This is a genomic window from Mesorhizobium sp. M0185 (assembly GCF_040322175.1).
Taxonomy (GTDB): Bacteria; Pseudomonadota; Alphaproteobacteria; order Rhizobiales; family Rhizobiaceae; genus Mesorhizobium.
The window spans coordinates 13,012-33,288 of record NZ_JAMYSY010000057.1 but is presented as its reverse complement, the minus strand read 5'-3'; the positions used below and the strand labels follow the sequence as shown (position 1 = coordinate 33,288).

Here is a 20,277-nt window from a genome sequence, read left to right as displayed (position 1 = left end):
GGCATCCCGAACCCCCTCGCGCAAAACGCGCAAAACTGTTCGCGATGTCCTCGCACACCTGTTCGCGATGTCTCCGGTCCAAACAGGCAGCAGCCTCGAAAACCTGACGGACCTCTTCCACGCGGTCCCGAAGGGCTTCTACGCTTGCACACCCTTCCTCCACTATCTTGGTCCACTTCATAAGTTCCTCGGCGGCACCCTCGACATTGTTGCACCCGTAGGTGGCCCAACATCGGTCGGTCTTGACGTACAGCGGAGGGGAGAACCAATGGGTTGCCATGGGTGGAAATTAGAGGGGACTTCCTCAGTAACCAGCTACCGGTCGCGAGTTTTGATAAACTTTCCAATCACCAGCTCTAGTCAGAGGCGACCGTAACGTCCCCTCCTCCTCGGCAGCAGCCAGGAATGCCTTACGAGCCTCCTCAGGTTCCATCTCGTCGAATATCGCGGCCATACAAACGCGCACCGCGAGGTCACCAAGGGCCACGCTTCGTCCACTTCGTCAGCTCCTCGCCGGCCGTCTCGGCGTTGTTGACGTGGTGGATGATCCCGGGACGCTCGGTCTTGACGAGGACCGGAGGGGAGAACCAATGGGTTGCCATGAGCGGAAATGTAGGGCGAGGAATTTCGTCGGCCGATTCTTGCTTCCGCAGCTCAAACTCTTCTGAAAGCTCCCGCGCCAGTGCGGCAAGCGTCGGTGTCAGAGTTGGTTCGCCCACAAACCTTAGGAGCCTGCGCAGCTTCCGGCAGTAGCCTTCCGAACTGATCATCCCCCGGAAGGCACGTCCCCTACGTAGCATGGCCATAAGGGTCACTGAAGGTTCCTTCTGGTTCGTCGAAGGCCATAGAAAACCCACGCTGCCAAAGTGATGGCGCTCCAATCAGCCTCGACCTGCTCTCGCCGCTCAAGCTCCTGCAACAATGCAGCAAGGGACGCCGGCAGTTTCTCGTCGACTTCGAGACCAAGCCTGTTGCGGAGCATCTGACGATTATCTTCTGAGCTGATCAGCCGTTGAAAGGCTGTCGCTGCTGTTGGTCGTGCCGGCATAACGTCGTTCCCACATTCGGTCTGAAACACTTTCGTTGCGAAAGGGTTCCGAAGGGGATGCGAATAATTTGGTGGGTGCGCGCGCGAAGTTTCCCGTGCCCCTCTCGATCCCATAGACGGTTGACCAATGGGTTGCCATGCGGCTATTCGCGAAGATCGAACCCGACAAACAGGCCAAAGGCTGGGGCAACGTTGACAATAAGCTCCACCAGCTCGCAGTCAGTTTCCGCCAGATGTGGCCCGTCTCGGCGCACCGCTGCGACAGTGTCTTTGACGGAGATGATTTGGCCGCGACGGGCTTGTAGGATCAGCTCGTGAACAAGGTGTTTGGCAGTCACTTTGTCGGGTCGGCAGTTCGTCCAAACGTTCATACGAGGCCTCCCACCTCAGCGAGAACCCAAGTGGCAATTTATGGATCATTCCACGGAAAAATCAATGTTCGAAGGAATAAAGGACTGAATCTTTGGGAGAAATTTCTCCTCCTACGGGGAGAGATACATCTTGGCTTCCTTTGCGGCAGCCTCAAAGGCCTTTCGCACCACCTGAGGGTCAATCGGATCGCCCTCCAGGTCTGACAGACAGAGGGTCACCGCCTTGTGCCAGCGAGGTCCTCTGCGGGTCCACCTCTTGAGCTGCTCAAGGGCTGCCCTCGCATTGTTGCAGCCATGCCTGTCGCCGGTTTCAGTCTTCACGAACACCGGAGGGACGAACCAATGGGTTGCCATTGAGGGATAGTTAGGGGAGGTGGGAATGTTTGGAAGGATCTCTGAGCCGGTGATCGACTTTGGCTCGCGCGAAGAGCCACGGAATCTGCTAATCAGGAAAAAGCATACCCTCCTCCTCGACAGCAGCCAGAAAAGTCGCTGCGCGCCATTGAAGGCGGTGGGCATACGACCTCTGGCTAGCCCCGCTTACGTTCCCAGACGGGCAGCGCCTAACCTTCAAGTCGCACGACCCAGAGCGGATGAAACTAAAGCCGCTTCCGTTCCCGGCAGTTCGAACAGCATGGGCAGATGGCGACACTCGGCTTCGTCCACGATCAGCTCCTCGATAGTCGCGATGGAAAGATGGCTTTTGAGGCGCAGCCGGACAACCGCCGCGAATTTGTGAACGGGGACCGGTACCGCGCCGGCGTGATGGGCTAGCAGAGTTTTGATCTCAGCAACTACCTTTGGATCGACGGCGTGGGGCAATGGCAGCATGAGAGCACTCCTTTCGGAAGTAACTCTAAGCGGATCAGGGCGATGAGTCTGGCCGCGTACGCTTTAACCAAATGCGCGGACATCATTGGACGTCAGATCACGCTCCTTAGTGGCTGCGTGCATTAGAGCGGCGGGGGCTGCATAGCCAATCGTGAAGCAAGATGAACCTTTCCCGCATTTATACCGGGCAAGTCTTCCCAAACGTCGAAGGCACCGATCTGCCCGACCTCGAAGCTGCAAAACAAGAGGCGGTAAGAGCCTTGGTCGAAATCACCAAAGATAAGCTGCCTCAATTGGTGCGGTGACGATCAACCTCCTGCATGACCCCGTGGCCTCGCATATGGGTCGGCGGCCCGCCGGTGAAGAGCCTGAGCGGCCAGTTGACGGCCGTCGAAAATGACTATTAAGTTCGGTCACAGAACGAATTAATCGGAGCTGCTGTTGAACGACCTGCCGCGCATTTCTCGTCAGTTCTCCCAGCGCTCCGTCATGGAGGCGATCGTGCAAGGTGGGCCGATCTCGCGCGCTTCGATCGCAAAGCAGACCGGCTTGTCCAAGCAGACAATCTCCGAGATCGTCAGGGCACTCGAGCAGGAAGGCTGGGTGCAGGAGACAGGGCGCACGAGCGGACATGTCGGACGCACGGCTGTCACTTACGAACTCGTATTTGACGCGGCCTACATCGCGGCCGTCGACCTCGGCGGCGCCAAAGTCCGGGTCGCCCTCACCGATCTTGCCTGCCAGATATTCGCGGAGGAAACGGCGCCGACCGATCCTCGGGGCGGACAGTTCATCGTCGACCAGATCGTGGATCTAGCGCTTCAGGCGGCCGAGAGGCACCGAATCTCGCGCACAAAGATAAGGCTGGCGGTGATTGGTGTTCCCGGTGCACCCGACAAGAAGACGGGCCGCGTCCTGCTTGCCCCGAATGTTGCCGGCTTTGGCACGATGAATGTCGTCCGCGCTTTCGAGCAGGCATTCGGGTTTCATGTGATGATCGAGAACGATGTCAATCTGGCGGTGCTCGGCGAGAACTGGCAGGGGTGCGGCCGCGGTATCGACAATCTCGCCTTCATAGCGCTGGGTACTGGTATCGGCAGCGGCCTCATGGTTGGAGGCAATCTGGTGCGGGGCGCCAGCAATGCAGCCGGCGAGATGGGCTTTTTGCCGATTGGCGCCGATCCTTTCGCGCCGACATCGTTGCGCGCCGGCGCTTTCGAGCGCGTGGTCGCAACCAACGCCATGGTTGAACGCTACGCAACGCTGACGGGCAACATCGTCAACGTGCCGACGATTTTCCACTGTGCATCGGCTGGAGACAGGCATGCCGCGACGGTACTCGACGAAACCGCGCGCTACCTCGCACAAGGCATTGTGGCCATAGCGGCAATTGCCAATCCGCAAAAGGTCGTCCTGGGCGGCTCGATCGGGCTGCGGCCGGAAATCCTTTTGCGCGTTAGGGACCTGCTGCCGCGCTGCTTCCCCTACCCTATCGCCGTTGAGGCGAGCGAACTCGGGTCGCGGGCAGCGCTCATCGGCGCTGCCGCGATCGGGCTCGGCCAGTTGCACAACACACTGTTCGGCGTCGACGCGCCCGACGGACGCATTTCGCTTCCCCCAGCCAGTTCGGCCGTGCTGCGCGAGGCCACGCTATGACTGTCTCAAAGGACATCACCACTCGCTTGCGCGCGGCCCTCGATTGCGACGCAGCGGTTGAGCTTCTGCAGGCGGCAATCGGCCGCGAAAGCATAACCGGTCACGAAGAAAACTTTGTCGCCTTCCTTGAAGACCGGATGCGCGTGCTTGGCTTGAGCGAAATTCGGCGTGCGGAATTCGCGCCCGGCCGGCCCAACGTCTGGGGTGAGCGCAAAGGTGCCGGCGCCGGCAAGCGGCTGCTCTTCATCGGCCACACCGATACGGTCCATGTCGAGGGCTGGCGCGAGCACTGGGCTGGCACCGCCAAGCAGGATCCGTTTGCCGCGCCAATGATCGACGGGCAGATCTGGGGCCGCGGCGCCGGCGACCTCAAGGCCGGCATCTGCTCCGCGCTGTCGGCACTCTCTCTGCTCGACACAGCCGACATCCAACTGGCCGGCGACGTTGCGTTTGCCTTCGTCGGCGACGAGGAGAGCGGCCAGCCTGGAACCGGCGTCTCCGCCGGCATCAAGGACTTCGTCGGCCGCATCGAGAGAGGCGAAGTCGTGGCGCCCGATTTCGTCGTCTATGTGGAGCCTACCCGCCTTTCGGTTTATCCGGCCCAAATTGGCTTCTTCATTACCGACATCACCATCACCGGACGATCAGCCTATTTCGGCGTACCCGAACTCGGCAAGGATGCCTTGCGTGCAAGCCACGCCGTCATGAGCGCGCTGTGGAAGCATTCGGAAGATGTTGCAACAAGAGCCGAGCACCCGCTGATTGGGCGTGGCTTCCTGCTGATCACCGGCCTTGCGGGCGGCGGCTACATCGCGGTGCCCGAACGCTGCACGTTGTCGCTGATCCGCAAGCTGTTACCCGGCGAGTCGCTGGACGAGGCCGCCGCCGAAATCGAGGCAGTGGTGCGCGGCGCCATCGCCGATCCCGAAATCATGTTGGCGTTCGCCTATCCGGCCGGCCGCGATCATCCGCTCGGGGGTAACGCCGCCGAGATTGCACCTGACAGGCCGGAGGTCGGCGCTCTTGCTGCCGCCATGGCCCGATCGATGGCTGGTCGCGGCGCCATCGAAGGCGCGCCATTCTGGTCAGAGTCATCGTTTTTCACCAACCGGCTCGGCATCCCCGCCGTGTACTGCGCGCCAGGCGACATTCGCAACTGCCACACCTTCGACGAACACGTCGATGTCGAGGAATATCTGGCCGGCGTCGTAGGCTTCGCCCGGTTCATGGTGGAGTATTGCGGCGTTACGGATGAAGGACAACTGAGAGCGAAAATGGGAGAAAGACCATGCTGATAGACAGACTTGTTGCTACAGCACTTGCAGGCAGCCTGATGCTCGTGGCCGGCGGTGCCGGCGCACAGACAGTTGGACCAAGCGGCGAGACGGCGACACCCAGCGCCGAGGTTAGATTGTCGGATGCAGACCTGGCCGCAGTAAAGGAGAAGGGCTACAAGGCCGCACTGCTGTGGCACACCTCCTCCGACTTCACCAATGCGGTCACGGCCGGTGCCAAGGATGAATTTGCCCGTGCCGGCATTCAAATCGTCGCCACCACCGACGCGGGCTTTGACGCCGCGCGCCAGCGCAGCGACATCGAAACTGCGCTCGCGGCGAGGCCAAACGTCATCCTGTCACTGCCCCTTGATCCGGTCACTTCGGCCGAGGCGTTCCGTCAGGCGCTCACCGACGGCACCAAGCTGGTATTCCTTTCGAATCTGCCGAAAGGCTACAAGCACGGAGCCGACTATGCCGCCATCGTCACTGACGACCTGTTCCAGATGGGCAAGCAGGCGGCCGATGCACTGGCCAAGGCGCTCGATGGCAAGGGCAAGGTCGGCTACATCTTCCACGACGCCAGTTACTATGTGACGAACCAGCGCGACCAGGCTTTCAAGACAACGATCGAGAAGGATTATCCCGGTATCAAGATCGTCGCCGAGCAGGGTATCTCGGATCCGGCGCGAGCAGAAGAGCTGGCCAGCGCGATGCTCGTGCAGCATCCCGATCTTGACGGCATCTACGTCACCTGGGCCGAACCGGCCGACGGCGTGCTGTCGGCCTTGCGGGCAAGCGGAAACACCAAGACCAAGATTGTCACGCTCGACCTCGCCGAACCGGTGGCGCTCGATATGGTCAAGGGCGGCAATGTGACCGCACTGGTGGCCGACAAGGCCTATGAGCTCGGTCGCGCCATGGCCGCTGTCGGCGTCAAGGCGCTGCTCGGCCAGGAGACCCCGGCCTTCGTCGTTGCCCCGGCGCTTACCGTGACCAAGCAGAACGTTGCGCAGGGCTGGAAGGATTCGTTGAACCGCGACGCGCCGCAATCGGTGCTCGACGCGGCCAAATGACAGGGCAATGCCCGGCGGCCAATCAGGGCCGCCGACATCATAAAAACAAGGGGAACTGACATGCGCATAGCAATTGGAATGTTGTCGGCACTGGTAGCACTCGTCGCCGCCAACGCCTTCGCAGCCGAGGGCACCACCACGGGACCGAACGGGGAAAAGCCGACGCCGGCAAAGAGCGTCGTGCTCACACCAGCTGAGGAGCAGCAGATCAAGGACGGCAAATACACCGCCGCGCTGGTCTGGCATGAGATGAGCGAATACACCAACGCGGTGAACAGCGGCGCCCAGGACGAGTTGAAGCGGCTCGGCATCACGGTCGTCGCTCAGACCGACGCCGGCTTTGATGCGGCCCGTCAGAAATCCGACGTCGAGACAGTACTCGCCAAAAGGCCCTCTATTATACTGTCCCTACCGGTCGATCCCGCAAGTGCGGCCACCGTATATGATCCTGCGCGCCAGGCCGGCGTGAAATTGGGATTCGTCGACAATTCCCCGGCAGGCTACGTTCACGACAAGGACTATGTGACCATCGTTTCGGACGACCTTTTCCAGATGGGCAACAAGGCCGGGATCGCAATGGCCGACGCGCTCGGCAAGCAGGGCAAGGTCGGCTACATCTTTCACGATGCCGATTTCTACGTCACCAACCAGCGTGACGGAGCATTCAAGCACACGATCGAGCAGGACTATCCCGACATGAAGATCGTGGCCGAGGCCGGAATGGCCGACCCCGCGCGCAGCGAGGAAATCGCGCAGGCGATGATCACACAGCACCCGGACCTCGACGGTATCTACGTTACCTGGGCTGAGCCGGCGCTTAGCGTGCTGTCCACATTGCGGGCGGCCGGCAACAGCCACACCAAGATCGTCACGCTCGACCTGAACGAACCGGCGGCACTGGACATGGTGAAAGGCGGCAACGTTGCGGCACTCATCGCAGACGAAGCCTACGACATCGGCGTGACGCTGGCGCGCGCCACGGCCGCCTCGTTGATCGGCAAGAAAGCCGCGCCGTTCATCGTGGTCGATTCCCTCGCCGTCACCAAGGACACTGTCAAGGACGGGTGGAAGCGGTCCCTCAACAAGGACGTGCCCGCGACCATCGCGGCCGTCATGAAATAGCGGCAGACAATGGCGGCCCGCCGGAGGAAGTGAGAATGTCGAGTATCAACACCAGCCCCGGCCGGGCAGCAAGCTTGGTCAGCCGCTTCAACCTGCAGCAATATGTCGTCTATCTCGGATTTCTGGCGATCTTTCTGTTCTTCGCGATCGTACTGAAGGACAGCGGTTTTCTGACGGTCCGCAACCTGTCGAACATCGTGCTGCAGACGGCACCCGTGACGATCATGGCGATCGGCCTTGTCTTTGTCATGTCGGCGGGCGAGATTGATCTTTCGATAGGTTCGATCGTGGCCGTGGCAGCCCTTGCAGCCGCGGTGGCGATAAACGCCTACGGCTTGTTGGCTGGGGTGCTGGCCGGCCTCGGCGCCGGCCTTCTGATCGGCCTGCTCAACGGCGCCCTCGTGGCTTACGTCAAGTTGCCTTCATTCCTGGTAACGCTGGCGACGCTCGGGCTGTTTGCCGGCGTATCTCGCTCGATGACCGATTTGCGGTCGATCCCGGTCACCAACGACGCCTTCACCGGTTTCTTCGGCTCGGGTTCTTTGCTGGGTGTCCCGTCCTTGATCTGGTGGACGGCAATTGCCGTTGCGATCGCGCATCTCATCTTTCGCGAGACGCGCTTCGGCGCCCATGTGCTGGCCACCGGCGACAACAGCCGTGCCGCCAGTGTTTCCGGCATCAGCGTGGCGCAGATAAGGCTTGCCGTTCTGACCATAAGCGGCGGGCTCGCCGGCCTTGCCGGGCTGCTCTATGCCGGCCGGCTGCAGGCTGCGAAATATACGCTCGGCGAAACCGACCTTATGACGGTGATAGCTGCCGTCATTGTCGGCGGAACCCTGCTCAACGGCGGCAAGGGATCGATTGTCGGTGCGCTGGTCGGCTCGCTGATGATGGGCATGCTGAACAACGGCCTCATCCTGATGGGCCTGTCCGTCTCCGACCAGATGATCGTGCGTGGCTTGATCATTCTTGCGGCCGTCGCCGTATCGCTGCGCGAAAAGTCCCGTTGAAGGAGTTTTGTCATGTTCCTCGATGTTCTGCGGCGCCGCAATCCGAGCTTTATAGAAAGCGCCATGCGCCTGCACCAGGAAGGAAAGCTGCCGGCTAATTCCTATGTGCTCGACCTCGATGCCGTCGAAAGCAATGCCCGGGTCCTGAAGCGCGAGGCCGACCGGTTCGGCCTGAAGATTTTCGCCATGACCAAGCAGGTCGGCCGCGCCAGTTCGTTCTGCCATGCGCTCAAGCGTGGCGGCATCGATCAGGCCGTTGCCGTCGACATGGCCTGCGCGCGGGCAACGCACAGAGCAGGCCTGAGGCTCGGTCATCTTGGCCACCTGCAGCAGATCGCAAGGCACGAGGCCAATGCGGCGGCCAAAACGTTCAGGCCGGACTATTGGACCGTCTTCAACGACACCAAGGCTGAAGAAGCCGCTGCCGGCGCAAGGCTCGCCGGGTACACGCAAAACCTGCTTGCCCGCATCCGCGCCGATGGTGACGTTTTCTACCGCGGCCACGAAGGTGGTTTTGAGGCGGCCGATATCGCCGCGGTCGCCGAAAAACTGGATGGTCTCGACGGCGCACGGTTCGCTGGCATCACCACCTTCCCGGCGCTGTTGTTCGACCAGACCACGCGAACGGTCCTGCCGACACACAATCTGGCGACACTGGGCAGAGCTGCCGAAGCGCTCGCCAAGTCCGGCCGCAGCGACATAGAGGTGAACGCGCCCGGCACAACGTCGAGTGTCCTGCTTGGCGCGCTGGCCGAAGCCGGCGCCACGCAATGTGAACCGGGCAATGGCTTGGCCGGCACCACCGCGCTGCACGTCATGGAAGATCTGCCGGAGCTCCCTGCCGTTCTGTATTTGACCGAGGTCTCGCATTTGTCTGGCGGCAAAGCCTACTGCCTGGGTGGCGGCTTCTATATCGATCCGATCTTTCCGGACTATGAGGTGAAGGCAATCGTGTCCGCAGAACCCACCACGGCCGCCGCCGCGCTCAGAAGCGTCGAGGTGCCGCCGCCTGCGGCAATCGACTATTACGCAATGATTGACGCTAGCGGCGCCAATGCTCCACGCCCCGGCGACACGGCGGTGTTCGGCTTTCGCGGCCAGGCGTTCGTGACCCGCGCCTACGTGGTCGGCATCTCCGGTGTCTCAAAGGGGGCGCCCCAAGTCGAAACGATCGAAAACGGTTTTGGCGAAACCGCTGCTTGGCCTGTCTAGGAGCAAGTGATGAACGCGACCACGACCGGCATGCCCCCTGTTTTGCAGCTGCGCGACATCCGCAAGAATTTCGGCGGCCTCACCGCCATCGAAAATTTCTCGCTCGAGCTCTATCCCGGCGAGATAGTGGCGTTGGTCGGCGATAACGGTGCCGGCAAGTCGACGCTGGTCAAGATCGTGACGGGGGTGCATGCTCCGACATCCGGGACGATCATCATCGAGGGGCAGGCGGTGGCAATGTCGAGCGCCACCATGGCGCGCGCGCACGGCATTGAGGTGGTCTATCAGGACCTGGCGCTCGCCGATCAGCAGACCGTCTACATGAACATGTTTCTTGGCCGCGAGCCGGTGAACCGCTTCGGCCTGCTCGACCGACGCCGGATGATCGACGACACCGAAAAGCTGGTGAAGGATCTCGACGTTCGCATCCCATCGGCTCACGCCACCATCCGCGATCTTTCGGGCGGCCAGCGCCAGGGCGTGGCGATCGCGCGCGCCACGCACTGGGCAAGCAAGCTGATCCTGCTCGACGAGCCAACCGCCGCGCTCGGCGTTGCCGAGACCGCCAAGGTCGAGACGATTGTTCTGTCGCTGAAGCAGCGCAATATCGGCGTGCTGATCATCAGCCACAGCCTCGACCAGGTGTTCAGGCTCTCAGATCGGATCTGTGTTCTGCGACGTGGCAAACAGATCGGCGTGCGCAAGACCAGCGAGACCGACAAGAACGAGATCGTCGCCATGATCACCGGGCTTCAGCACTAGCCCGGTCCGACAGAGGCGCGCCGTTCAGATATTGCGTTACCCGAGCAGCGAGTGGCATGACTTCGGATCCACGATCAGGCCTCGGCCACAGAATGCCGCCAGCATCAATCCAGCGCGCGCAGATACCGGATGGGGCGGCCACCGGCAATCCGCTCGGCCGCTGTCGCTATGGAATTGGCGTCGATGCCGAAATGGCGGTAAAGGTCGCCGATCGTCCCTGACTGGCCAAAATGCTCGACGCCGAGACTGCGCGTGCGATGGCCGTACACCGAACCCAGCCAGCCGAGTACCGCCGGATGGCCGTCGGTGACGGTGACGATCGCGCAATGCGCAGGGAGATCGGCAAACAGCCTTTCGATATGACTCCTGGCGTGAACGAGGCCGCGTTCGCGCGCGCGACTTGCCGCTGTCCAGCCTGCGTTCAAGCGATCGGCCGAGGTCACCGCCAGGAGACCAACATCGCGACGGTCCTCCGCCATCATGCCGATAGCCTCGATGGCCTCCGGCGCAACCGCGCCGGTATAGGCAACAATCACTTCGGCATTCGGACCCGGAGGCCGCAGCCAGTAGCCCCCGTCGATGATGTCCTGCTCGAGTAGGGGCGTCACGCTACGCGTGATCTGCTCGACCGGGCGCGTCGAGAGCCGCAGATAGACCGAACCGCCCGTCTCGTCGCGCAGCCAGGTGCGCTCCGACTGCACGGCGTCGCCGTCGCGCTGCATATAATCCAGCGCAAAGCGCATGATGACGCCCAACTCGTCGACGAAGGCCGGCTCGTAAGCCGCAAGCCCGTCTTGCGCTATGCCGATCAACGGTGTGGCGATCGACTGATGCGCCCCACCTTCCGGCGCCAATGTGACCCCGGATGGCGTGGCGACCAGCAGGAAGCGCGCATCCTGATAGCAGGCGTAATTGAGCGCATCGAGACCGCGCTGGATGAACGGATCGTAGAGCGTGCCGATCGGCAGCAGCCGTTTGCCGAAAATCGAATGCGACAGCCCAAGTGCCGACAGCAGGATGAACAGATTGTTCTCGGCGATGCCCAGTTCGATGTGCTGGCCGGAGGTGCCGAATTCCCATTTCTGCGCCGAGGCGATGCGTTCGCTGCGGAAAGTGTCGGTGAGTGACTGACGGGCGAACAGGCCGCGCCGGTTGACCCAGGGGCCGAGATTGGTCGAAACCGTGACATCGGGCGATGCCGTGACGATCGCGTCGGCGAGCGGCCCGCCAGCGCGCGCAATCTCGTCCAGAATTCTGCCGAAGCCGACCTGCATGGAGACGCTGCCTTTGGCTTCCGCGACGAGACGACCAGGGACCACGATGCGCTGGGCGTGCCGGCGCCGCTGGCCCTTTGCCGCGAACGGAACGGCGTCGAGGAACCGTTGCAGCTCCAGATACCCGACAGCCAATCCCTCGAAGGCATCCCACTCCCGCCCGTCGCCGACCGACATCGAGGCACGAAGGACCGCCATCTGATCCCTGGTCATCAGGCCGGCGTGGTTGTCCTTGTGGCCGGCGAGCGGCAGGCTGTCCGCTCGTCATTGGTGGCGAAGCTCACCCGTACGTGACAATTGTCGAGGATGGAATTGTTCGGTCCGTAGGCCTTCTCGATCTGATTGAGCGATTGTGCGATCAGGAACGACTTGATGCCATAGCCGGCCATGAAGGCCAGCGCGCTTTCGAAGAAATCGAGCCGGCCGAGCGCCGGGAACTCGTCGAGCATCATCAACAGACGCTGTCGATGATCCTTCGCATGGAGATCTTCCGTCAGTCGGCGGCCGATCTGGTTAAGCACGAGGCGGATGAGAGGCTTTGTGCGACTGATGTCCGATGGCGGCACGACCAGATAGAGCGTCGCCGGCCGTGTCTCCTCGACAAGGTCGGCGATCCGCCAGTGGCAACATGACGTTACCTTGGCCACAACCGGATCGCGGTAGAGGCCCAGAAAACTCATGGCCGTCGAGAGCACGCCGGAGCGCTCGTTTTCGGATTTGTTGAGCAGTTCTCGGGCAGCCGACGCCACGACCGGGTGCGGGCCGGCATCGCCCAAATGCCGGGTCAGCATCATGGCGCGCAACGTCGTCTCGATTGGGCTCTGTGGATCGGAGAGGAAGTTTGCCACGCCGGCAAGGGTCTTGTCCTTCTCCGCGTAGAGCACATGCAGTATTGCGCCGACCAGCAGCGCATGGCTGGTCTTCTCCCAGTGGTTGCGGCGTTCCAATGTGCCTTCCGGGTCGACCAGGACATCTGCCACGTTCTGCACATCTCGAACTTCCCGCTCGCCTCGTCGCACCTCCAGCAGAGGGTTATAGGCCGCGGATGCGGCATTGGTCGGATCGAACAGAAGCACCCGGCCGAAATGTGCGCGCCATCCGGCCGTCAGTTCCCAGTTTTCGCCTTTGATGTCGTGGACAATTGCCGAACCCGGCCAAGTCAGCAGCGACGGCACGACCAAGCCAACACCCTTGCCGCTTCGGGTCGGCGCAAAACACAGCACGTGTTCGGGACCGTCATGCCGTAGATAGTCGTGGTCGAGCTTGCCGAGCACCACGCCATCAGGACCGACTATGCCTGCGGCTCTGATTTCGTCTCGCGTCGCCCAGCGTGCCGAGCCATAGGTCGCGGAGTCCTTTGCCTCGCGCGCGCGCCATACCGACATCCCGATCGCGGTGGCGATCGCCATCAGGCTGCCGCTTGCCGCAATCGCCGCGCCCTCAACAAAGACCTTCGGCGCGTAGGCGTCATAGAAAAACCACCACCAGAAAAATGCCGGCGGGGGATAAATGGGCTGTCCCGCCAGTTCGAACCAGGACGGACCGAGTTGGCTCTGAAAGCCGAGCCGCCATGCCGTCCATTGTGTCGCTGCCCATGTTGTCACGAGGACGAACCCAAGGGTGGTGAGGACCTGTCCCCACAAAATCTTGGTTGCCGGCACTTGTCGTGTCTCCGATCTGATGACCCGAACAACGAAGAAAGACCGAGTGTCGAGATATGCAAGCGGAAGGAGTTGTCAAAAGCGGCAGGACGTACTGTGAGATAGAAAGACTTGCAGAATTCGGTGCGAGACTTCTTTGGAAAGTATTTCACTTGGGCAGAGAGATCAGAGTCGGGTCGTTGCCATTGCGCCACCATGGAACAATCGTGACTGTTCTCATTCTGGTGGTCGTGAAGGAGATCAACTAAATCGCAGATCTGCACAACTATCCCACTTGCGCCTCGAATGGGAAAGGGGTCCGACACCTGGCACATGGAACGTCCGGCCCAGAGCCGCTCGATCTCTTGTGCCCGATCGCACTGTCTGCCGACGACCTGATCACGTGCGGCCGCGCATAAGATCCGCAAATTGCAAGATGATCGCGGCTGCGGTGGCTATTTGTCGACGAAAGCCGGCTGCAGGACCGTCGCTGGTTCTCAACGGAGACTGCCGCAACCGCCAAAGCGCGACGTTATCGGGAACGAATCCGTGCGTTGGGTTTAGCTCCGCTTCGCAGCGCGCGCTGGAGGAGCGCCTACGTCGATTCGGATCCGACGCTCGCAAGCCGGCAATGCTGGAAGACCTAGCTGCCAGCCGCCGGCGCTGGGCCGCCCTGCCCGTGCTCAATGCTCGCAGCGCCGACGAGATCATTGGGGGCGCGGCCAGCAAGGACGCTTAGTGCGCAATCGATAGGACCTCCTCGCAACCCCGTTTGGACATGGACTTGGAATAGTTGAAAAACGCTCTCGACAGCCGTTATTTGGACTGGCGCGCGGCAGCGATGGCCTGCAAGAAATTAATGCTGCTCATGTCAGGTTGACTGGATGCGGCAACAGCCAGTGCTGCGGCATCGGCCATTTTCGCGACGTCGTCGCTGCTGATGGTTCCGCGCTTTTCCAGCAGGTTTAAAAGTTCGACAACGAGAATGAAGGCGTTCACGCCATACCGTTCGGCTCTGAGCTCGAATTCGCCCCGCGCCAGTTCCTCCGAGTCTCCCTCGACCCTTTTGTCCATGATTTGATCGCCTCCCGCGGCAAAGCTATCATAAATTAACAACCTGTTCTAACCCGCCTTCATCTGGAAAAACCCGCCGTGCCCATCAGCACGGCGGGTTGATCAAGCGTTGCCCAAGGCCTGGTGCTGGCAGATCTATAGATCGATTGCCGCCCGACAGCCTATCAAACAGGCTTCGTCCCCGCGCCGCCTAACTTGGTAACGGCGGGCTTCTCCTCCCCAAATCGTTCAGGTCACTGGATGACTTTGACGATCTTGCGTGTGCCTGGATCAACGACAACGGTCCGGTTGTCGACGACGACGTAGCGGTATTTGACGTTCGGGACCTCATGAAGCTCGACTGTGTCGGGCAGGGTTGAGCCGATATTGAGCTCCACTCCAGGAATTTTCACCGAAGCGAGTGGCTGCTTTTTCACATATTCCTTAATCACCGTCTCCTGTTCCGGGTCGATCACCACGTCCTGAGCGGCGGCAGCACCGACACCAGCCAGCAGCAGAAATCCCGCGGCTGCGGTGGAAAGACGCATTCTCATAGCTATCTCCTTGTGAGCTCTCTTGCACTGGACGCGAAACTTTGCGCCAAAGCTCCCCCAAACATGAAGCTTGTGCAGACGTTCCTCACTGAGCCTTCGGTCTAGCCGTGCGTGGGACCAAAGTCTTCGCTGCAGCGCGCAATAGCCCCGCACATGCAGCCACGCGGAACTGTGTCTGTTCGTACTCGTTGGCGTCGCTCAACGGAGGAGCCTATGGAGAACAGTGTCCACCAAGCTCGCTGGCTGCTTGCACCGGTTTTCGCCGTCTCCATCACCTTCTTGGTGATAGGAATGGTTGCTAGCTGATGCTCGCTAGCCAGAAATGACGCTCCAACAGCCCCGAAATTTGTATCTGCGCAGAAAAGTCCCTTCCTGCGCTGATAGGATCCGCCCGCCATTCCTCGATTGGCGGACGGATCCTCATTTCCCAGCTGCGTCGGATGTCGAGTGAGTAGGAACGGAAATGGACGAGAACAAAAGCAATCGAGACTTGTTCACTTGTTCGACCGAGGCCGCCTGTCGGTCGATGCGCTTTATGAGGTGGAACATTTCGCGCGGGAAAATGGCGTGTGGCCGAGCCAGGTCAGCAAGCTGATCAAAGAGAACGGCAACGACCGTCTGACCCTCACCAAGGCAGTGAAGAGCTGCGCGATCGGCATTGAAAAACCCGCCGCACTCTACAGCACGACGGGTCGGTCGAGCGTTGCGCCGAGCACGGGCGTGGGCGCTGGGGTGGGCTGTGCCCGGTGCGGCCCGATCGTAACAAACGATACGTGCGCGGCTGCTTGGCGTCTACCAACCGCCAGTTGGGGACAATTTTCGTAGCCGGTGGGGCGGACAATCATTGCAAATGTCCTCCTTTTACACACCGTTCACTCGTTCATCCCGACGGGCGCTAATTTTGATCACCAGTGACGGCCTTTCTGAAGCATGGGGGTTCCAAAAATCCCTTTCAACAGGCCGGTTTATACCCGTCCGATCCAGAGCTTCGCCAACGCGTTTTCGACCAGGTTTGGAGTGACGAGGTCGGCAGACGAACGCCGTGCGTCGCCAGGAAAGGAGCCGCGCTATTGTCGCCGATCTCGAACCTTGGCTGCGGGAGAAGCTCGGCCTGATCAGCCACAAGACAAAGCTCGCCGAGACGATCCGCTACACTCTCACCCGCTGGGGAAGGCCTCTCGCGCTTCCTCGACGACGGTCGCATCGAGATTGACAGTAACACCGTCGAGCGGGACCGAACAATCGACGCCCGCCTGCAGCAGCTCCATGGCAGCGCTGTGCCTCAAAACATGGGGCGCCGAAGCGTTCGAAACGCAACCGGAAGGTGCCCATTGGTCCAAGCATGGCGTCGTCAGCAGCGTGAGAGTGGCGATATCCGTGTATGACAGCAGAGTTGAAGGCACGGTCAAACACTAAAAGCCGGCGCCGTGTGGGCAAATTGGACGTCCATTGCCGCAGCAATTTCGGTCATGATGGGAGCAATTATGACCGGGGCTATCTTTGCCTCTCCCCCTTCCCCTGGCCTCCAGAACCTGCGAAACTTCGCCATGCGGGCAACATATCACCATGGCGACAAATAAAAAACTCGACCGGAGCCAGACGGCTGTTCTGAGGCCTACCGCTTAACGCACATCCGCGGTTCCGCTGTGCCGCAGATTTCACCTATGCCGCAATCGAGATCGCGACTGCAGGGCGGCGGCATCTGCGGCGGCTCCAGCACGATGAAGGGCGTCATCACCTTTTCGCCGGGCGCAACCAGCTGCGGTGCTGCCGCTCCGGCGGGGCCAAGCGACCGGATATAGCGGTAGAGCGAGCGCACGTCGGTTTCGTCCATCTTGCGGAGATTGTACCAGGGCATTGGCGGCACTGCGTCGAAAAAGCGGGCAATGCGCACGAACTCATCTTCGCCGTCGTCTGCCACCATGAGCCGCAGGTTGGCCGGATAGCTCGTCCCCCATGGACCCTGGAAACCGATGTTGCTGCCCTTGAGCGCCTTCTCCGGGTCGATCTTCCCGCCGCTTTCCCGATAACCCATGGTGTGACAGTCGTGGCAGCCGCCGGTAATCGAGACGTAGAGGCCGCGTTCGACCGAAGGTTCCTCGGCGCGGGCCGGGATGTGGGCGAGCGAGAAAAGCACGGCACTGCACAGCAAAACGATCGTGCGCATGGCATCCCCCGAAGCAAATGCGGAAGAGAGACTATCAAGCCTAGCATCACCCGGGCAAATGAAAACCCCGGCCGGGGCCGGGGTTCTGAGTGAAACGTGGCGGCTCGTTATCTCACGCCAGCCGCACTGGCTGGCTGAAGCGGATGGAGGTGGACAGCGGCCAACGTGCAGGGGTTCCCCACCGAAATGACGGCGCGGATGAAGGCTCTGGAGCGGGAGAACCGGGAGCTTCGGCAGGCCAATGAGATCCTGCGGAAAGCATCCGCTTATTTTGCCAAGGGGGAGCTCGACCGCCCGTTCAAAAAATGATCGCCTTCATTGATGATCATCGTGGCGACTACGGGATCGAGCCAATCTGCAGGGTTCTGCCGATTGCCCCGTCCACCTATCACGCGCGTGCGGCACAGCACCACGATCCTTCCCGCCTGTCATTGCGGGCGAAACGGGATTTGGCTCTGAAGCCGGAGATCACAAGAGTGTTTGCAGAGAACTTCGCCGTCTATGGCGTGGCGCAAGGTGTGGCGGCAATTGAAGCGCGAAGGCTTCGATGTGGCCCGCTGCACCATTGAACGATTGATGCGGGAGACCGGGCTGAACGGCGCCATCCGCGGCAGGCCGTTCAGAACCACGATCAGCGACAAGGCCGCGCCCGGTGACGTCGTGATCGGGCCGACTGGTGCGGTCAAGGTCATCGTGGCGACGAGGCCAATCGACTTCCGGAATTACGTTGAGCGTCTGATTATGCGGAGTCCGCAGCGGCAATTGCTTGCCGCCTGCGGTATTTGAGCAGCGATCACTCGACATAATCTGCCGATCGGCTGACGGACTTCAGCACTGCCAGCAGCCTGGCGGGAGTGCGGAAGCGACCCGACTTGAGCGACGGGGGCGCCATCGCGGCAAGCAGTCGGCTCGGCCCGCAGGTAGATTTCAGTGCTTTGGAGGCTGGCGTGACCGAGCCAGAGCGAGACTTTGCGGACATCCCGGGTCGCCTGCAGCGTGTGCATGGCGCAGGTGTGCCGTCTATGTCGACCAAGACATAAGCGGCACACCGCCGCCGTGGAATTGCTGCAGGCCGGTGTCGATTGCTCGGTCATTGCCCTGTGGCTGGGCCATGAGACGATGGAAACGACGCTGATCTATCTTCACGCACATCTTGAGCTGAAGGAATCCGCACTCGCCAAGCTGAAGCCGTACGAACGCGCCAAAGCCGAGCGATTTCGACCAAACGACCGGCTTCTGGAATTCCTGAACGCCCTTTGAGCATGAGAATTATGCCGAGTGTCAACGACTGGCCTGCGGCCAAAACGGCGGGAGAAGCACGCTCTGACCGCCATGGTGAAAGAGGCACTCGGCATAGTTCGACGGTCGCCATAAACATGCAAACTTAACGGCATCGAGCCGCTCGGCTATCTCGCCGACGTCCTCACTAGGATCGTCAACGGCTATCCCAACAGCCGAATCGACGATCTCCTGCCATGGGCCTACGTCACCGCACCCAATCTCAAGGCCGTGATCTGAATTCGGGTGATACGCGGCCTCGCCAGTTCATTCGGCTAGTTCAAGACCCCCCTGAACTCGCTCCTCGATCGCCTTCAGGAAATGGTCGGACGTCGATGTCCATCCAAAGAGTATCTGCACGAGCGTGATCGAGGCGTCATGATTGCTCCTTGAGGCATCCCAGGAGATGGGCTCGCTAGTGCAATCCGTTAGCAGTATGCAGAGATAGTCCCTGAAGAAGGCATCCCGAATTGTCGACTCCACACACACGCTGGTCGTGCATCCTGTCACGATGAGGTGTTTGATGCCTGCGGTCTTCAGAACAGAATCGAGTTCGGTCTCGTAGAAACCGCTGAACCGCGTTTTGTAGAGGACGACATCCCCTGCCTCTGGCTTGAGGTCGTTAACGATATCTGTTCCCCAGGTGTCGCGGATCAGAATCCGGCCCTCGCTACCGTCCGGGGCTGTCATGCTCTCACCGACCCCAAAGATCTGGAGATGTCGGATACGGTTGGGGGCGTCCGATGTCCCAAGGTCCGAGAGGTCGGAATAATACCCCATCTTCAGATAGACGATGGGCACTCTCAAATTGCGAGCGGCAGCTATTACGCTGGCAGTAGGGTCGACAGCCCGTTGAATCCCGGAGATATCGATTCCGGCTCTGTCGAACATTCCACCTTTGGAGCCGAAGTCATTTTGCATGTCCACCACGAGAACTGCAGCGTTAGCGGGATCAATTGAAATAGGTTGAGGCTTCGCGTCTATGACAAGTGGCTGCATTTTTATTCTCCCACCAGCATGAGGGTCGCTCTTTGCGCCCTTGGTTATCATGATCGGCCACCTACATCGCGTCAACAAAAGGGGGAGCTACATCCTGCTTGGGAGCCCCAGGAACAGCGGTTATACTGCTGCGCGGGGCAATGAAGTCGATCGGCTGACGATGCCGGAGCGTGCCGGCTTGCTCCGTTCGCGCAGCAGCGACGATCAAATCCTATCGTGACGACATCGGCTATTCCGGAACGCCAGCCAATGACACCGGCTCTGGAATCGATTGGGAGCATTGTCGAGATTTTTCCGGCCCTGAAGAGCGGAGATCGGCCAATGTCCGCTCTTACCCATTCCTGCCCGACAGTTTGCGCCCAAGCCATCGCGCTCATTGGCTAATCGCGGCACCGTTCAGCGCCCGCACAGAACTCTTACTACTACCAAAAAGAATACGCCGTTAACCAGATTTTCTAACCCGCCAATGCTTAATCGCGAGACTGAATGGGTGAGGTGATCGGTGTCAAGCATAAGGGCGTTTCCGCTGTATCGGCGGCGGAAGTTGGTCGAGGGAGTTGCCCGCGTGCTGGAATCCAAGAACGGCGAGGAGGCGAATGCGTTCTGGCGCAGCACCGCCAAGACAATTCTCGTTCAGTTGTCCGAATCAGGAATTGCACCCGGGCGCGCCGAACAGGAAATTGGAACGCTTCTTCATGCCGTCTTACGCGAGATAGCCAGCCGGAGTGCTGCGAAACGCACACTCTAGCGTCGACTCACGACGAATGATTGCCGCTTGCAGACTCGACTAGGCTTCGCAGATGTTACTGCACTGCTCCCGTCGAATGCCAGGTTTCTCACCCCTCATTGCAATATGCGCAGCCGAACTGGCTCGGCCAAGCCGGTTTCGGCAAAAGGCAGGCAGCTAGCGCGGCTCCCGCCCAAAAAAGCCAGTTTCGAATATTTCATTG

General features: G+C 60.6%; 21 protein-coding genes, 6 pseudogenes and 1 other annotated feature. Of the genes and pseudogenes, 15 read left to right on the top strand and 12 right to left on the bottom strand.

Annotation, left to right across the window (positions count from 1 at the left end):
• Positions 1 to 304: 304 nt before the first annotated feature.
• From NKJ20_RS29510 to NKJ20_RS29485, 6 genes are all read right to left on the bottom strand, one after another.
• Positions 305 to 466 carry a DUF982 domain-containing protein gene (locus NKJ20_RS29510; RefSeq protein ID WP_502901455.1) on the bottom strand — a complete coding sequence of 54 codons (162 nt, stop codon included), beginning with the start codon at positions 464 to 466 and terminating at the stop codon, positions 305 to 307.
• Between the two features lie 7 nt (positions 467 to 473).
• Complete coding sequence (locus NKJ20_RS29505) at positions 474 to 770, bottom strand: hypothetical protein (protein ID WP_352745745.1); 297 nt, start codon at positions 768 to 770, stop codon at positions 474 to 476.
• A gap of 41 nt (positions 771 to 811) precedes the next feature.
• Entirely contained in the window at positions 812 to 1,048 is a 237-nt protein-coding gene (locus tag NKJ20_RS29500; protein ID WP_352745742.1) for a hypothetical protein, read from the bottom strand.
• 143 nt (positions 1,049 to 1,191) lie between these two features.
• Positions 1,192 to 1,419: a hypothetical protein gene (locus NKJ20_RS29495; RefSeq protein ID WP_352745739.1), complete on the bottom strand. Its 228-nt coding sequence runs from the start codon at positions 1,417 to 1,419 to the stop codon at positions 1,192 to 1,194.
• A 111-nt stretch (positions 1,420 to 1,530) separates the two neighbouring features.
• Positions 1,531 to 1,938, bottom strand: a complete 408-nt coding sequence (locus tag NKJ20_RS29490) for a DUF982 domain-containing protein (RefSeq protein ID WP_352748895.1) — start codon at positions 1,936 to 1,938, stop codon at positions 1,531 to 1,533.
• Between the two features lie 51 nt (positions 1,939 to 1,989).
• Positions 1,990 to 2,250 carry a hypothetical protein gene (locus NKJ20_RS29485; RefSeq protein ID WP_352745736.1) on the bottom strand — a complete coding sequence of 87 codons (261 nt, stop codon included), beginning with the start codon at positions 2,248 to 2,250 and terminating at the stop codon, positions 1,990 to 1,992.
• 161 nt (positions 2,251 to 2,411) lie between these two features.
• Here NKJ20_RS29485 and NKJ20_RS29480 point away from each other — a divergent pair, with 161 nt between their 5' ends.
• The 8 genes from NKJ20_RS29480 to NKJ20_RS29445 all read left to right on the top strand — a co-directional run bounded on the left by NKJ20_RS29480 (position 2,412) and on the right by NKJ20_RS29445 (position 10,362).
• Positions 2,412 to 2,555, top strand: coding sequence for a DUF6894 family protein (locus tag NKJ20_RS29480; protein WP_352745734.1), 144 nt, complete (start codon positions 2,412 to 2,414; stop codon positions 2,553 to 2,555).
• 136 nt (positions 2,556 to 2,691) lie between these two features.
• Positions 2,692 to 3,906, top strand: coding sequence for an ROK family transcriptional regulator (locus NKJ20_RS29475; RefSeq protein WP_352748891.1), 1,215 nt, complete (start codon positions 2,692 to 2,694; stop codon positions 3,904 to 3,906).
• The gene (locus NKJ20_RS29470) at positions 3,903 to 5,201 is read left to right on the top strand and encodes a M20 family metallopeptidase (protein WP_352745728.1); all 1,299 of its coding nucleotides are present in this window, start codon (positions 3,903 to 3,905) and stop codon (positions 5,199 to 5,201) included. Before NKJ20_RS29475 ends, NKJ20_RS29470 begins: the two co-directional genes overlap by 4 nt.
• Positions 5,195 to 6,256, top strand: coding sequence for a substrate-binding domain-containing protein (locus NKJ20_RS29465; protein ID WP_352748889.1), 1,062 nt, complete (start codon positions 5,195 to 5,197; stop codon positions 6,254 to 6,256). Before NKJ20_RS29470 ends, NKJ20_RS29465 begins: the two co-directional genes overlap by 7 nt.
• A 60-nt stretch (positions 6,257 to 6,316) precedes the next feature.
• Complete coding sequence (locus tag NKJ20_RS29460; protein WP_352745722.1) at positions 6,317 to 7,378, top strand: substrate-binding domain-containing protein; 1,062 nt, start codon at positions 6,317 to 6,319, stop codon at positions 7,376 to 7,378.
• Positions 7,379 to 7,413: 35 nt separating this feature from the next.
• A complete protein-coding gene (locus NKJ20_RS29455) occupies positions 7,414 to 8,388 on the top strand; it encodes an ABC transporter permease (protein ID WP_352748886.1) in 975 nt (324 codons plus the stop codon).
• A gap of 12 nt (positions 8,389 to 8,400) precedes the next feature.
• Positions 8,401 to 9,600, top strand: a complete 1,200-nt coding sequence (locus NKJ20_RS29450) for an alanine racemase (RefSeq protein ID WP_352748884.1) — start codon at positions 8,401 to 8,403, stop codon at positions 9,598 to 9,600.
• A 9-nt stretch (positions 9,601 to 9,609) separates the two neighbouring features.
• The gene (locus NKJ20_RS29445; RefSeq protein WP_352745716.1) at positions 9,610 to 10,362 is read left to right on the top strand and encodes an ATP-binding cassette domain-containing protein; all 753 of its coding nucleotides are present in this window, start codon (positions 9,610 to 9,612) and stop codon (positions 10,360 to 10,362) included.
• A gap of 104 nt (positions 10,363 to 10,466) precedes the next feature.
• Here the strand turns inward: NKJ20_RS29445 and NKJ20_RS29440 are convergent.
• A pseudogene (locus NKJ20_RS29440) lies at positions 10,467 to 11,888 on the bottom strand (transketolase-like TK C-terminal-containing protein); the annotation flags it as partial.
• A pseudogene (gene traG, locus NKJ20_RS29435) lies at positions 11,858 to 13,297 on the bottom strand (IncP-type conjugal transfer protein TraG); the annotation flags it as partial. The pseudogenes NKJ20_RS29440 and traG, both read right to left, overlap by 31 nt.
• Before the next feature lie 425 nt (positions 13,298 to 13,722).
• Here traG and NKJ20_RS29430 point away from each other — a divergent pair.
• Positions 13,723 to 13,923: a CGNR zinc finger domain-containing protein gene (locus tag NKJ20_RS29430; protein WP_352748899.1), complete on the top strand. Its 201-nt coding sequence runs from the start codon at positions 13,723 to 13,725 to the stop codon at positions 13,921 to 13,923.
• A gap of 169 nt (positions 13,924 to 14,092) precedes the next feature.
• On the opposite strand, the gene NKJ20_RS29425 is transcribed toward NKJ20_RS29430, so the two are convergent.
• Both NKJ20_RS29425 and NKJ20_RS29420 read right to left on the bottom strand, forming a co-directional pair.
• Positions 14,093 to 14,350, bottom strand: coding sequence for a hypothetical protein (locus NKJ20_RS29425; RefSeq protein WP_352748882.1), 258 nt, complete (start codon positions 14,348 to 14,350; stop codon positions 14,093 to 14,095).
• Between the two features lie 233 nt (positions 14,351 to 14,583).
• Positions 14,584 to 14,883 carry a DUF1236 domain-containing protein gene (locus NKJ20_RS29420; RefSeq protein WP_023679192.1) on the bottom strand — a complete coding sequence of 100 codons (300 nt, stop codon included), beginning with the start codon at positions 14,881 to 14,883 and terminating at the stop codon, positions 14,584 to 14,586.
• A gap of 498 nt (positions 14,884 to 15,381) precedes the next feature.
• On the opposite strand from NKJ20_RS29420, the gene NKJ20_RS29415 reads away from it, so the two are divergent.
• Positions 15,382 to 15,708: a hypothetical protein gene (locus tag NKJ20_RS29415; protein ID WP_352452178.1), complete on the top strand. Its 327-nt coding sequence runs from the start codon at positions 15,382 to 15,384 to the stop codon at positions 15,706 to 15,708.
• A gap of 198 nt (positions 15,709 to 15,906) precedes the next feature.
• Positions 15,907 to 16,115 (top strand): annotated as a pseudogene (locus tag NKJ20_RS29410) (IS66 family transposase); the annotation flags it as partial.
• Between the two features lie 383 nt (positions 16,116 to 16,498).
• On the opposite strand, the gene NKJ20_RS29405 reads toward NKJ20_RS29410, so the two are convergent.
• On the bottom strand, positions 16,499 to 17,050 hold the full coding sequence (locus tag NKJ20_RS29405; protein ID WP_352748879.1) for a hypothetical protein: 552 nt from the start codon (positions 17,048 to 17,050) through the stop codon (positions 16,499 to 16,501).
• 143 nt (positions 17,051 to 17,193) lie between these two features.
• Between NKJ20_RS29405 and NKJ20_RS29400 the strand changes: the two are divergent.
• The 3 pseudogenes from NKJ20_RS29400 to NKJ20_RS29390 form a co-directional block, all read left to right on the top strand.
• Positions 17,194 to 17,701, top strand: a pseudogene (locus tag NKJ20_RS29400) (IS3 family transposase); the annotation flags it as partial.
• Positions 17,314 to 17,430 (top strand) — a sequence feature (AL1L pseudoknot). Its footprint overlaps the pseudogene before it by 117 nt.
• A 390-nt stretch (positions 17,702 to 18,091) precedes the next feature.
• Positions 18,092 to 18,310, top strand: a pseudogene (locus NKJ20_RS29395) (tyrosine-type recombinase/integrase); the annotation flags it as partial.
• A 114-nt stretch (positions 18,311 to 18,424) separates the two neighbouring features.
• Positions 18,425 to 18,568 (top strand): annotated as a pseudogene (locus NKJ20_RS29390) (transposase domain-containing protein); the annotation flags it as partial.
• 27 nt (positions 18,569 to 18,595) lie between these two features.
• On the opposite strand, the gene NKJ20_RS29385 reads toward NKJ20_RS29390, so the two are convergent.
• The gene (locus NKJ20_RS29385) at positions 18,596 to 19,378 is read right to left on the bottom strand and encodes a cysteine hydrolase family protein (RefSeq protein ID WP_352452176.1); all 783 of its coding nucleotides are present in this window, start codon (positions 19,376 to 19,378) and stop codon (positions 18,596 to 18,598) included.
• A gap of 451 nt (positions 19,379 to 19,829) precedes the next feature.
• Here NKJ20_RS29385 and NKJ20_RS29380 point away from each other — a divergent pair, with 451 nt between their 5' ends.
• Positions 19,830 to 20,075: a DUF6074 family protein gene (locus tag NKJ20_RS29380; RefSeq protein WP_352745710.1), complete on the top strand. Its 246-nt coding sequence runs from the start codon at positions 19,830 to 19,832 to the stop codon at positions 20,073 to 20,075.
• The last annotated feature ends 202 nt before the right edge of the window (positions 20,076 to 20,277 follow it).